Annotated in this window: 13 protein-coding genes; 2 read left to right on the top strand and 11 right to left on the bottom strand. The window is 41.7% G+C overall.

What is annotated here, in order from left to right; all coding sequences use genetic code 11:
• Positions 1-2: 2 nt before the first annotated feature.
• The 8 genes from ACZ5XR_RS00475 to ACZ5XR_RS00440 all read right to left on the bottom strand — a co-directional run bounded on the left by ACZ5XR_RS00475 (position 3) and on the right by ACZ5XR_RS00440 (position 9,254).
• A complete protein-coding gene (locus tag ACZ5XR_RS00475; RefSeq protein ID WP_464499789.1) occupies positions 3-944 on the bottom strand; it encodes an ABC transporter permease in 942 nt (313 codons plus the stop codon).
• A gap of 199 nt (positions 945-1,143) precedes the next feature.
• Positions 1,144-2,745 (bottom strand): gamma-glutamyltransferase family protein, encoded by a 1,602-nt coding sequence (locus ACZ5XR_RS00470; protein ID WP_464499788.1) that lies wholly within the window; start codon positions 2,743-2,745, stop codon positions 1,144-1,146.
• A gap of 42 nt (positions 2,746-2,787) precedes the next feature.
• On the bottom strand, positions 2,788-3,234 hold the full coding sequence (locus ACZ5XR_RS00465) for an Lrp/AsnC family transcriptional regulator (RefSeq protein ID WP_464499787.1): 447 nt from the start codon (positions 3,232-3,234) through the stop codon (positions 2,788-2,790).
• A gap of 241 nt (positions 3,235-3,475) precedes the next feature.
• On the bottom strand, positions 3,476-4,846 hold the full coding sequence (gene rlmD / locus ACZ5XR_RS00460) for a 23S rRNA (uracil(1939)-C(5))-methyltransferase RlmD (RefSeq protein WP_464499786.1): 1,371 nt from the start codon (positions 4,844-4,846) through the stop codon (positions 3,476-3,478).
• Between the two features lie 210 nt (positions 4,847-5,056).
• Positions 5,057-6,520, bottom strand: coding sequence for a nicotinate phosphoribosyltransferase (locus ACZ5XR_RS00455; RefSeq protein ID WP_464502185.1), 1,464 nt, complete (start codon positions 6,518-6,520; stop codon positions 5,057-5,059).
• Between the two features lie 64 nt (positions 6,521-6,584).
• Positions 6,585-7,130 (bottom strand): cysteine hydrolase family protein, encoded by a 546-nt coding sequence (locus ACZ5XR_RS00450; protein ID WP_464499785.1) that lies wholly within the window; start codon positions 7,128-7,130, stop codon positions 6,585-6,587.
• A gap of 187 nt (positions 7,131-7,317) precedes the next feature.
• Complete coding sequence (locus ACZ5XR_RS00445) at positions 7,318-8,259, bottom strand: diacylglycerol kinase (protein ID WP_464499784.1); 942 nt, start codon at positions 8,257-8,259, stop codon at positions 7,318-7,320.
• A 209-nt stretch (positions 8,260-8,468) separates the two neighbouring features.
• The gene (locus ACZ5XR_RS00440; RefSeq protein ID WP_464499783.1) at positions 8,469-9,254 is read right to left on the bottom strand and encodes a class I SAM-dependent methyltransferase; all 786 of its coding nucleotides are present in this window, start codon (positions 9,252-9,254) and stop codon (positions 8,469-8,471) included.
• A 102-nt stretch (positions 9,255-9,356) separates the two neighbouring features.
• Here ACZ5XR_RS00440 and plsY point away from each other — a divergent pair, with 102 nt between their 5' ends.
• Positions 9,357-9,983, top strand: a complete 627-nt coding sequence (plsY, locus tag ACZ5XR_RS00435; RefSeq protein ID WP_464499782.1) for a glycerol-3-phosphate 1-O-acyltransferase PlsY — start codon at positions 9,357-9,359, stop codon at positions 9,981-9,983.
• A 221-nt stretch (positions 9,984-10,204) separates the two neighbouring features.
• Here the strand turns inward: plsY and ACZ5XR_RS00430 are convergent, their stop codons facing one another.
• Positions 10,205-10,756 (bottom strand): thioredoxin family protein, encoded by a 552-nt coding sequence (locus ACZ5XR_RS00430; protein ID WP_464499781.1) that lies wholly within the window; start codon positions 10,754-10,756, stop codon positions 10,205-10,207.
• A gap of 21 nt (positions 10,757-10,777) precedes the next feature.
• Complete coding sequence (locus ACZ5XR_RS00425) at positions 10,778-11,320, bottom strand: DUF1697 domain-containing protein (protein WP_464499779.1); 543 nt, start codon at positions 11,318-11,320, stop codon at positions 10,778-10,780.
• A 176-nt stretch (positions 11,321-11,496) separates the two neighbouring features.
• Here ACZ5XR_RS00425 and ACZ5XR_RS00420 point away from each other — a divergent pair, with 176 nt between their 5' ends.
• Positions 11,497-12,690 (top strand): N-acetylmuramoyl-L-alanine amidase, encoded by a 1,194-nt coding sequence (locus ACZ5XR_RS00420; RefSeq protein WP_464499778.1) that lies wholly within the window; start codon positions 11,497-11,499, stop codon positions 12,688-12,690.
• Positions 12,691-12,709: 19 nt separating this feature from the next.
• On the opposite strand, the gene ACZ5XR_RS00415 is transcribed toward ACZ5XR_RS00420, so the two are convergent.
• Positions 12,710-13,507, bottom strand: coding sequence for a nucleotidyltransferase domain-containing protein (locus ACZ5XR_RS00415; protein ID WP_464499777.1), 798 nt, complete (start codon positions 13,505-13,507; stop codon positions 12,710-12,712).
• Positions 13,508-13,543 lie beyond the last annotated feature (36 nt).

Below are 13,543 nucleotides of genomic sequence, written 5' to 3'. Positions count from 1 at the left end.
TATTAATTGTAACTAATTCTAGGATCAATATATGCATAGACAATATCGACCACTAAGTTAACAACTACAAATATAGTGGCGACTAAAAGAACGGATCCTTGAACCATTGGAAAGTCCCTTGCTGAAATTGCGTTAATCATTAATCTGCCAACACCATTAATGGCAAAGACCTGTTCGGTTATAATGGTTCCGCCTAATAATGCACCGAAATTCAAACCAATAACAGTAATAACAGGGATCATGGCGTTCCTGAGAGCGTGAATACCGATAACCGCTTTTTCTTTCACACCCTTTGCCCGCGCTGTTCGAACATAATCAGCCCGGATGACCTCCAGCATTGTTGACCGGCTCATCCTTGCAATCATCGCTGCGGAACCTGTTCCCAATGTGATGGCCGGGAGCGTTATTTGTTTAAGCCAATCAATGGTCCCAAATGGGGCATCAAGCCCTCCAACAGGAAGCCATTTCAGAGTTACAGCGAACAAGAGAATTAAAAGTGTACCAAGCCAAAAGCTTGGAACGGAGATCCCTCCTAAAGAGATAACCGTACTGGAAAAGTCAAACCAGGAATTTTGTTTAATTGCTGAAATAATTCCAGCACTGACTCCGATAATAACTGCGATAATCATACTAGCAATCGCTAAACTCAGAGTATTCGGAAAACGGATAGCAATAGCTGACGCTACAGATTGTTTCGTTTGAAAGGAATATCCTAAATTACCGTGAAGGACTCCCACGAGATATCTCCAATATTGAACAAGGATAGGATCATTCAAGCCTAGATTTGCCCTTATAGCTGCCAAATCAGCTTTCGTTGCGGTAGGGCCAGCAATAATAGCTGCGGGATCTCCAGGGGCCAGATGCATACTCATAAATACTAAGAATGAAATCCCTAGGAGCAATAATACCAGCTGTAATAGACGCCTGATAATTAAACCAAACAATATTCTCCCCCATTCCATTTTAAATTTAAATTAAAAGCCCACTAACTCTCTTAAAGCTAAACAGCAGGCTATTAAATTAGGATTGACTTTCGCTGCAGGCAGAAGATTCTGAAAATCAACAAAAGGTTTATGCAGTTAATTAATTTATTAGATACTAGTAGAGTAGTAATCTATTTTCTCATCATTGTTAACTGGAAGCTTACCAGGCAGCAACAGCCCCATCTGTTCGTTGTTCTGTTCCACCCATGAGAACGCCTGTTACCGGGTCACGCCAAATGATCTGTCCACGTCCAAAGCTCCCAGTGTCTAATGCGACTTCGATGTCATGCCCTTTTTCGGCAAGAGCCTGGGCAATATGCTGTGGAAAACTATGCTCAACCGAGATTTTCTTGTCCTCAATCCACTGCCATCTGGGAGCGTCTAGTGCTGCCTGCGGATTTAAATGGAAGTCAATCGTATTCATGACAACCTGTAGATGTCCTTGCGGCTGCATATATCCACCCATAACACCAAATGGTCCGACTGCCTGATCATCTTTTGTTAAAAAGCCTGGAATAATGGTGTGGTATGTCTTTTTGCCCGGCTTGAGCGCATTTTCATGTGTTGGGTCTAGTGAGAAGTCAGCGCCGCGATTTTGGAGGGCAATTCCTGTCCCTGGAACCACGATACCTGATCCAAATCCCATATAGTTGCTTTGAATATAAGAAACCATGTTACCTTCTTCATCAGCCGTTGCCAGGTAAACCGTTCCACCTTTTGGAGGTGTACCAGGTTCAGGAAGAATCGCTTCCTCTCCTATTAAGCTGCGGCGGGTGCCTGCAAATTCCTCAGAAAGCAGACTTTCAACAGAAGCGGACATTTCTTTGGGATCCGTAATATATTTTTTACCGTCCGCAAATGCCAGTTTCATAGCTTCAATTTGCTTATGATAAGTTTCAACCGATTCTTTTTGAGTGAATTCAAATCCTTTTAGTGTATTAAGGGCTAATAATGCCACGAGTCCTTGGCCGTTAGGCGGAATTTCCCAAACATCATAACCGCGGTAGTTAACGGAAATAGGCTGGACCCACTCTGGCTGATACTGAGCTAAGTCATCGGCAGATAAAAATCCATTATGCTGTTTGGAGAAGCTGGCGATTTTTTCAGCTAATTCTCCACGGTAAAAGCTTTCCGCATTGGTTTCACCAATCGAGCGGAGCGTGCTTGCATGATCTTTTGAGCTCCACATTTCGCCGATTTCAGGTGCCCGTCCTTCAGGAGCAAAGGTATCAAACCAACCTTGATATTCATCACCGGAAAATCTCTTTTTAAAGACCTTATAGGCGTATTTCCAATACTTTCCCAATATCGGAGACAGCGGGTAACCGTTTTCGGCATATTCAATCGCCGGCTTCAACACTTCCGAAAGCGGCAGCTTGCCGAACCGTTTTGACAAAGCGGCCCATGCGGAAGGCACGCCGGGAACGGTTACTGGAATCAGTCCATGCTTTGGCATTTCCTCGAAGCCTCTTTCTTTGACTGCTTCAATGGATATTCCTTTTGGAGAGGGACCGCTGGCATTTAAACCGTGAAGTTCTCCTTTTGTCCACACTAGAGCAAAGGCATCTCCGCCAATACCATTGGCGGTTGGCTCGACAACGGTTAAGCAGGCGGCAGTTGCAATGGCTGCGTCGATCGCATTTCCACCTTTCTTTAAAATATCGAGACCTGCTTGAGCTGCAAGCGGCTGCCCCGTTGCTACCATCCCTTTTCTTGAAATAGTAGCCATTCTTTGTGAAGCATATGGATAATTTAAATACATAGGGCAAACAACCTTTCGTAATCGTTATTTATTGACTACCCCCTAAAAGTAGTCATATGAGGATTTGTAAACTTCATGTTGAATAATCGTGTTAATTTCAGTGATAAATGGAAGTTTATTAATTTTATGAATAAGTTCAGTCATATCATCATGCCCGGGAACCGCAATTTGAGCCAGAAGGGGATATGGCCCCGAAGTCATTGTGATAAAACGAATCTCGCGAAAGGATTTTAATGCCTCAATTGCTTGATCCATCCCTTGAGGAATTACCTTTAATTGGAGGATGGACCCGGCCTTTATACCGATTGAAACAGGATTTACAACTCCGACAACGCTAATAATCCCATTGTCTACAAGGTTTTTATAACGCAGCCTAATTGTTTTTTCAGTAACATTTAAGGTTGAAGCAATTTCCGTAAATGAAACTCTTCCATCCTTAGAAAGGCATTTAATAATGCCCTTGTCCCATTCATCCAGATTATAATTCAATTAATTACCTCTTTTCGTCTCTAATTTTTAGTTTGATTCCCAAAGCGAGTATCAAAACCAAGTAATGGTAACCTTTTACATTATCAAAATCACATTTTAATATCTAAATAAGGAATTTAAAGTAATTATAGTGAAAAAGTTTTCAGAAATCAATAACTATTTTAAAAATTCTATAAGTTAATTAAAAAAAGCAGATGGTAGTGAGAATCTTCTATTGATTCTCTCTACCATCTGCCATAATTCAATGTAATTTAAGCAACGCACAGCACTCTACATGCGTCGTCATCGGGAACATATCCACCGGCTGAACTTCTACTGTATGATAGCCGCCATCCTCCAAGATCCGTAAATCCCTCGCCAAGGTCGCCGGGTTGCAGGATACATATACGACCTTTTGCGGCTTCATTTTGATGATGGTTTGCAATAATGCTTCATCACAGCCTTTTCGCGGCGGGTCGACGACCAATACATCGGCCGTATTGCCTTCTTTATACCATTGGGGAATCACAACTTCCGCTTCCCCTGCAGCAAACTCGGCATTGTTAATTCCGTTTAACTCAGCGTTCCGCCGCGCATCCTCAATCGCTTCCGGAACAATTTCAACACCGAACACTTTCCTCGCTTTTTTGGCTAAAAATAAAGAGATCGTCCCGATGCCGCAATAAGCATCAATCACACTTTCCTCGCCGGTCAAATTCGCATACTCTAGTGCTTTATCATACAGAACCTTTGTCTGAACAGGGTTTACTTGATAAAAAGACAATGCTGAAATGGCAAACTTTACATCTCCAATAAAATCATAGATGACTTCATTTCCCCAGAGCACTGTTGTTTTTTCGCCCAAGATGACATTGGTCCGCTTTGAATTGACATTATGTACGACCGATTTCACCTTCGGCAGACGCGTCACAATTTGCTCCACCAGCTTCTGCCGCTGCGGGATATCGGCTGTTCTCGTGATCAAGACAATCATAAGCTCACCCGTCTGCTCCCCATACCGGGCCATAATATGGCGCAGAACTCCCTTATGTGTCTCTTCTTGATAAGCAGGAATCCCAAGCTCGCTGCAAATTTCTTTTACTGCCTGTACCGCTTCATTGATTTCCGGCAGCTGGATTAAACTCTCATTCGTATCAACAATTTCATGGCTCCGCGGTTTAAAAAAACCGGCAATAAGCTTTCCGTCTTTTTCTCCAACAGGCACCTGTGCTTTGTTCCGATAATGCCATGGATTATCCATCCCTAAAATCGGATGAACCACCACATCCTCAAGCTTCCCAATCCGGGCGAGAACCTGACGGACCTGATTTTCCTTAAACTTCAGCTGGCCTTCATAGCTGATATGCTCCAACTGGCAGCCGCCATATTTGTGGGTGTCCCTGCCCTCAATATCCACACGATAGGGGCTTCTTTCATATAGTTCAATCAAACGTCCGAAGCCGTAGCCTTTACCAACCTTTATGACTTTCACTTTTGCTTTTTCTCCAGGCAGTCCGTTCGGAACGAACAGCGGGTACCCATCCACTTTTGCGACACCCGCCCCATCATGGGTTAAATCTTCAAAAACTACCTCTATATAATCATTCTTATTCACTGGTAAAGTTCTGCTCATCGATTTCTTCCTTTTCTCCATTTTGACTAGCAAAATTGTAACATAATATCAGGTGGATTACGAAATTTGCCATAAAGAAAACTCGCCGATTGGCGAGCCGTTAGGCGAAGACAGAGGCGTAGTTGCACTTATGCGCGATAAGAAAGTGTAAAAGATAGTTTATACTTTCTTATTAGCAAATAAAAGACGCCCCAAAAGGACGCCTTCAGTTTATTCTTTCATTTCAGCTACTTTCTCTTTCACTTCTTCAATATTTTCCATCTTGTTATCCCAGCACTTTTGGCTTAGGTCGACTGGATAATCCTCAGGATTCATAATTCGTTTATATTCATCCCATAACGAATCAAGATTTTGCTTCAAATATTCACGAGATTCCTCAAGGCAGGGAATATCGTAAACAAACTCCCCATTTTCAAAAATTACTTCATGAAGGTCTTTTGCCGTAAAATTTGTCACCACTTTATTCATGTAGGTATGGGTTGGGTGAAACATTCTCAACCGTTTTTCCGGAAGCTTTTCATCGTCCATCGCGATGTAATCCCCTTCGGCATGGTTGTTCGTATTATTAATAACCCGGTAAATCTTTTTAAGCCCGGGGGTTGTCACTTTTTCAGGGTTCGAAGAAATCTTAATCGTATCCTCCATTTCTCCCTGCTCATTCTCAATCGAAACAATTTTGTAAACAGCACCAAGAGCCGCCTGATCGTATGCTGTAATCAGCTTTGTCCCGATTCCCCAGCTATCGATTTTAGCCCCTTGAGCCTTTAAATTCATAATGGTATATTCATCCAAGTCACTTGAAGCGACAATCTTAGCCTTTTCAAAACCAGCCTCATCGAGCATTTTTCGTGCCTCTTTTGATAGGTAGGCGAGGTCACCGCTATCAAGACGAATTCCAATAAAATTAATAGTATCTCCCAATTCCTTTGCTACTTTAATAGCATTGGGTACACCGAGGCGGAGCGTATCATAAGTATCCACTAAAAAGACACAATCTTTATGTGATTCGGCGTATTTATGAAAGGCTGTATATTCATCCCTATAGGCTTGTACCATGGAATGGGCATGGGTACCCGAAACAGGAATCCCAAACATTTTACCGGCCCGAACATTACTTGTAGCTTCAAAGCCAGCCAAATAAGCTGCTCTTGTTCCCCAGAGGGCTGCATCCATTTCCTGTGCCCGTCTTGTCCCAAATTCCATCGCGATTTCATCGCCTACCACCTGTTTGATCCGGGACGCCTTCGTGGCTATCAATGTTTGATAATTCACAATGTTGAGCAAAGCAGTTTCAATTAATTGTGCTTCTGCTAAAGGGGCTTCCACACGAATGATAGGTTCATTTCCAAAAACGAGCTCGCCTTCTTTCATGGATCGAATCGTTCCCGTAAAACGCAAATCTTTTAGATAACCTAAAAAATCATCCTTGTAGCCGACTTCATTTTTCAAATATTCCAGGTCCTCTTCACTAAAACGGAATCCTTGGATAAACTGAATCACCTTTTCCAAACCTGCAAAAACAGCATAACCGTTCCCGAACGGAAGCTTGCGGAAAAACAGCTCAAAGACCGCTCGTTTATTATGTATTCCGTCTCTCCAATACGTCTCTGTCATATTAATTTGATAAAGATCCGTATGCAAAGTCAAACTATCATCATGATAAATGTGTTTCATCATAGACCTCCGAAGTACAGTGACAGCTTTTTCACCATTTTCATCCATTCTACCATTTTACCGTCTATTTAACCATAGCCCCAAGGGATTGTTCAAAATGTCCTAATGCCCACTCGTGGCCTTTTTCATTAAATGAGGCAACTGCCTCCTTATAAACTACAATCTTAAAGCCTTTATTATAGGCATCCACCGCTGTATGAAGAACGCAAATATCGGTGCAAACACCCACAAGATGTAATTCCTTTATGTCCCTTTCGCGCAGCTTGATTTCTAAATCGGTCCCGGCAAACGCAGAATATCTTGTTTTATCCAGGTAGATTACATTGCTATGCTCGCGATTCGCTTCATAAACATCCATTAATTTTCCATATAAATTCCTCCCGGATGTCCCGCGTAAATTATGCGGTGGGAACAATTTTGTTTCTGGATGGTATTCGTCGCCTTTATCATGAACATCAATCGCAAAGACAACTAAGTCGCCATTCTTGATAAATTTCTCCGTTAACTGAACAATGTCCCCCTCAATGGCCTGACCGGGCTTCCCGCAAGTTAATGCACCATTATCAGCCACAAAATCGTTTGTATAATCGATGTTGATTAACGCTCTCATGGACATCCCCTCCTTTAAAAATTCCCGTCATGACTACTGTATATATTTCATTATACATAGGTTACGGTCGCTTTGCTCTTTTTTCCGATTGGTTTTGTCCATAAAGCCCCTTATTACGGACACTCCCCGCCTCCATCCATTATTTTTTCCGTAAAAAAAGCCCGCCCCTGTTTGGAACGAACTTTTCTTAGCTATATCGTTTTCCCGGTACCCAATCGGTTGGCCTATCCAGGGGACGAATTTTATCGATTGGCACAAAAACCTCCAAGTGCCGGTATAGATTTTCAAACTCAGCTGGCAGCAGGCCGCCAAATTCCCCATCTAAATTCAGCTGAACCTTTTCATTGGAAAAAACCTTTATTCGATTGGCTTTTGTGTAAATAACATTGGGATCGTTCACATGCTCGCCGCGAATCGCCAAGGTCGAGATGCGGATGAACTCAGCAAGGTTGATTTTCTTCAAAATTAACAAAGAAAATAAACCATCGTTAATGGAGGAATCAGGCGCAAGCTTTTCAAATCCGCCGATCGAATTGGTTAGACCGACAAGAAACAGCATGGCCTCCCCTTCGAAAAGCTTCCCGTCGTATTCGATGCGAAGGTCTGAGGCTTTGATCGATGGGAGCATTTCCATCCCTTTTAAATAATAGGCAAGCTGACCGAGCATCGTTTTTAATTTGCTTGGAACTTCGTATGTAAGCTCGGTAATTCTGCCGCCGCCGGCGATATTGATAAAGTACTTATCATTGATGCGTCCGATGTCTACAGGAATCGTGTCGCCTTTCGTAATAATATCCATGGCCGCTCCGATATCTCTCGGGATTTGCACGGCACGGGCAAAGTCATTCGTTGTTCCGGCTGGAATAATCCCTAATTTCGGGCGATAATCCTGGTCTGCGAGACCGTTGACGACCTCATGAATCGTACCGTCACCACCCGCAGCAATGACAATGTCGTATTGGCGTTCAACCGCAATCCTTGCAGCTTTTGTTGCGTCACCAGCACCCGTTGTAGCATGGCAGGACGCTTCATAACCGGCCAGCTCCAATTTTTCTAGGATTTCCGGAAGATTTCGCTTCAAAATTTCCCTGCCTGATGTAGGATTATAAATCAGTCTCGCTTTCTTCATTCAATCATCATCCTATTTTCTGAAATCAACAAGCGGCTTTCTCTTCAATATTCTACCAATTACCACCAAAGCTTACAATCAAAAGGCCCTAAATAGTAATTTTTCCCTAAATCACCGGTTTTTATTTTTGGTAAAATTTCGCATAATAGAGACAAAAAGACGTGCCTTGTCATTTAGCCGCACGTCTACAAAATCATTCATCCAAAGTTCTAATCATTCAGCATCCTCAATACACAAACATTACAATCATGCGGAATTATATAAGGCTCTTCATTCGGTAAGGAGTTCGCTAGTTCCTCAAGGGCTTCCTCCCTTATCTTCTCATCCAATCCCGCAAGCCATGAGAGAGACGCGGCGCGGTCCACCCATTCTTCCTTTGTAAAAGGAACCGAATAATTTAATTTATAAAAATCTCTTACCTCAAATCCACTTTGTTTCCACTCTTCGAACCATTCTACAGGGAAACTGTTTATTTGCTGCTTAGACATTTGTATGGAGCCGGCTGGCTTTAACCCGCCTTCAACGTACTTTGTCAGCACTTCAAACGTCTTTTCCACAGCGGACGATCCTGGAAGGAAACCGGAATCAATCACAAGGAAAATTCCTTTTGCCTTTAATATTCTTTTTATTTCTTTTAAAGCTCTCTGACGGTCGAACCAATGCCAAGCCCTCATCACTGTTACTATATCAAAATGGGAATCTTGCAAACCTGTATTCTCTGCCGTTCCTTGTAAATAAGGGATCGAATAGTTTTTCGCCCGATTCCATGCATCTGCTTGCTCTCGCAATTCCAGTGAGGGCTCGATTCCTAGGACATTGGCTTTTCTCAATGCCATTTTTCTCGTTAATGAACCTGTTCCTGATCCAATATCCGCAACCATTTTTCCTTGAAAAGAAATCCCGCGGATCAACAGGCTGTCCATTAAATTTACGGGAATATCCTCTCTTGAACGAGCATAGCTTTTAGCAACTTGACCAAAATCAATTGGTTTCATAGATGTGCTCCTTTGACATGCAAAAAATTGTGTTTTCAACTAAATAATACCATTTACTCTTGTGATGTTGCTACTAAATTCATAGGCAAAGGAAGGATTCGTATGCTCTGGTTATTACTTATTGCTTCTTACATATTAGGAAGTACTCCAACTGCCTTATTGGTGGGCAAGCTGGTCTTCGGCGTTGATATTCGCGAGCTTGGCAGCAAAAATCCCGGTGCGACCAATACACTGCGCGTACTCGGGAAAAAGTCGGCCATTTTCGTGCTGCTTATCGATATTGGCAAGGGCGCAGCAGCAGCGTATCTGCCGATTTACTTTCATCTCAATATCGAACCTCTTTATTTTGGTTTTGCTGCGGTAATCGGGCATTGCTTTCCCATCTTTGCAGGGTTTAGAGGCGGTAAAGCTATTGCGACAACAGCAGGAGCATTAATGGTGGTCAATTTCTCGTTGTTCCTTATTGCGTTTATCACATTCTTTTTGCTCATCTTTTTAACTAAGTATGTATTTGTTGGTTCGATTTCTGTTGGCCTTAGCCTGCTCGTTTATTCTTACCTTTCACCAGAACTAGAATCTGAAATTGTTATATTCCTATTTTCTATCCTTTTAATCTACCTGCATCGGTCGAATATCCGCAATTTTATCCTTGGCATTGAGCCGAAAATCAATGATAAAACTATTAAAAAGGACCGCATTCCTCCAAAGGGTTCGGGTTTTAAACTTTAGGCTCTGCTAAACTTGGTTGTTGATTTACGCTGCGGGCGCTCGCTTTCCGCGGGGAGGTCCGAGAGCCTCCTCGGCGCTTTAGGCGCCTGCGGGGTCTCCCGTGACCTCTTCGTCCCGCAGGAGTCGAGCGCCCTCCGCTCCAATCAACAGGTGTAAAAATTAACCATTCGCCTTTAACACAGCCAAAATTTTAAGTAATAAAAGCAAAAGGTCAGCCCCTTTTATATTAGAGTGGCTATGATGCTGCTCGCAACTGTTTGCCATATTGAGGAAACGGTTTGATAGGATGTCGTTAGCAGTTTTAGCATTTCCATTCTCTTCTCCTGGAAATCCGGCGAATCTTGATCAGGCAGAAGCGCAAGACCTTTTTCTACCATATCCTGTATTTTAAGCGCCCTTGGTCCCCAAACACCGATTTCCTTCCCTTCTTGATTGATAAAAATATAGATCGGAATGGATCTGGATGTTCCGTTTGTTAAGTATTGATCCATTAGTTCGAGATTCTGATCACGAAGCACGAAACGCACATCGATTCCAGCTACTTCTGCAATCCGAAGCAAAATCGGATTGTTCAGCATTGCGTCCCCGCACCAATCCTCTGTTAAAGCAATTACCCGCAATTCCTTTTTTCTTAAAGGTTCCAGTTTGCAATGGTCTTCATCAGTTAACTTGTAACCTTCATAGATGGTAAGCATCTCATCCTTATTCCGTGTCATTGAGTTTATGTACTCGTCTGCTGTCATTCCTTTTTGAAACCATGAATTTAGGTCCATATCTGTACATCCCTTCTTTAGTTACTTATTTTCCATTTCATTTATCATAGAGTGTAATTTGATAACTGTCTTCCAATTACGCACCGTCGCTTCAACCCCAAGTTTTGGGAGCTGTTTTGCAAGCTTCGAATCCAGAATGCTTTGATGGAGATATAGATAGATATCAGTTCCATTAATTTGAAATTCATCCGGGGTACCATTATAGTTTTGCAGAAAGTTGACCCCTGCCTCTGTAGGTTTCCCTGCCAAAAATGCTACCTGGATACTTTCTCCTTTCAATAAGATTTCCGTCTGAAATGGGCAATTTTTGATGATCTGTTCGAATTCTGAAGCTGTTCTTAGAACTACTGTCGATGAAAAACCAAATTCATTTTTGATCCTATCCTCCATTTTTCGGCCAAGTTCTTTCTTTTCATCTTCGGATTCAAACAAAACATTACCACTTTGAATATACGTTTTTACTTTCTCTAATCCCATTGATTCCAATAGCTTTTTCAAATCAGCCATTTTAATCTTCTTATGCCCGCCAACGTTAATCCCACGTAATAACGCAATATAAATCATTTTTTCCCCTCGCTTTAGTGAACAAACCATTCCACTCTAAATGTTACCATTTTTAATTGAGACTAAACGATTTTCTTTTTTTTAAAATCTCCAGAATTTAGGGTTAGATAGATTATATTTTGGTAGAAATCTGTCCATACTAGTTTTACAGTTTAAAAAAGATGGAGGTTACTAAAATGCTAACAACCAAAATAAATAAGATAAGCCTTATAAAAGCACTTACCATTCTTAGCGTGATGGCGCTACCCTTACCGGCTTTAGCAAAAACGAATGCATCTCAGGCAACGGTAACGGCAGCCAATCTTAATGTTCGCGAGGATGCAAAAATAGATAGTAAGATTGTTGGCCTCGTTCATCAAGGTGATACCTTTGAAATCATACAAACCAAAAATGGCTGGGATCAAATAAGACTATTAAGCAACCAAACGGGATGGGTGTATGATGCTTACATGACCACTCAAGTTCCAACTGAAAAAATAGATGCAGCCGTTGGAGTACTCTTTTTAAATGTTCGAGATAATCCAAGCGTATCCAGCCATGTAACAGCTAAATTAAAATGGGGAACAAAAATAACCATCCAAGAAGAACAAGCTGGATGGGCCAAAATTACGACTTCTTCTGGAGTTACAGGCTGGGTTTGCGAATATTATATCACTAAAAACAAACATCAAAGACTTGCTCCTAAGACCTCGATACCAAAGACAACGACCGGCAAAATGACAGAGAAAAAGGCTTTGCCCCCATCTTCGGATTCACTGTTTACTTCACATGTCATAACTGCTCAATCAATAGAAACAGATCCAATGCAAAATATTCAGGGGTCCCTTAAAGGGAAAACCATTGTGCTTGACCCAGGTCATGGAGGAATGGATAACGGGACAACCAGCATTGTTGGAACACATGAAAAAGAATTGACCTTAGCAACAGCTAAAGCGGTTGAACAAAAGCTTACTAGTGCAGGAGCCACTGTCATTATGACAAGGACTGATGATACCTTTATTCCTTTACAGCAACGAGCAGAAATCTCCAACCAGAACCATGCGGATGCTTTTATCAGTTTTCATTACAATTGGTCAGATAACCCATCGGTCAGTGGATTGACAGATTTTTATTATCAAAAATCAAAAGATAACTTATTGGCTTCTGATCTATTAAATGGAATCATTCAAACGACGGGATTAAATAACATTGGAACAAGGTATGATAACTTGTGTGTTTTACGGAATAATTCACAGCCAAGTACATTGCTTGAACTGGGTTTCCTATCTAATAAACAAGATGATTCGGTTGTTGAAAGCCCTGCCTACCTTGATGAGGTAGCTCAAGGAGTAACCCAAGGATTACTCAATTATTTTTCAAGCAAAAAATAATAAATCAAAAGAGGCAGGATCATTCCATCCATGCCTCTTTTAGTGTTTCTCTAAAAAGCTCGTTAAGCTGCTCAGTTGGATCGGGAATATTTATGTTAATCCTGTTTATAAAACATTCCAATTGTTCAATTTCACGATGAAGATATTGATTGATGATCTCTATTCTTGGCTCAAGGTTTAGCTCCTCACCGGCTTTTTTTCGTAAAAATAAAGTCTCCATGACCTCTTTTAATTCGCCGAAAGGGACGATGCTTTCTACTAAAGCGCTAAACTCGATTGGAGGAAACGTATTATAATTTTCAATCCACTTTGCGGCAAGAATGGGACGAAGGAATTTAAGATACTTTTTGACGGTTACCTCCGTGCTTCGGAGATAATCTCGAAAATTACCTTTTGCCATTTTCAAATAATGATTCAAACAAGTACTGGGCGAAAAAATCTGCTCCTCTAAAGCCCTCAATTTATCAATCGTCGAGAAGGTCCTGTAATAAACAATGCTGGAGTGAATCCATTCTAAAAGAGAAGGATTCGATTTTCTCATTAATCTTAGTGCCTTCGTAATTTCCCAACCGCTCATGTCTAATAACGGATCCATAGGCATAGAAATGGAATCTTTGCCGGGAAGTTCGATCACATCCCGTTTCTCATCGATTGATAGATACCAATTTTTCTTATGAATATACAAGAACCTTACATCATAATCGCTGTCCTTGGACGGAAACCCCCAGGCCCGGCTTCCCGATTCACAGGCATAAAGGACTTTGATATCGTATTCCGATTCGATTCTCTTCAATACATCCAGAATGTGTTCCTTCATATACTTCCGCCTTTTCATCATTCTTCGACCAAAATC

The organism is Neobacillus sp. Fa239 (genome assembly GCF_055395235.1).
Note: the sequence above shows the minus strand (reverse complement) of the source record. Positions and strands in the feature narration are given on the sequence as shown.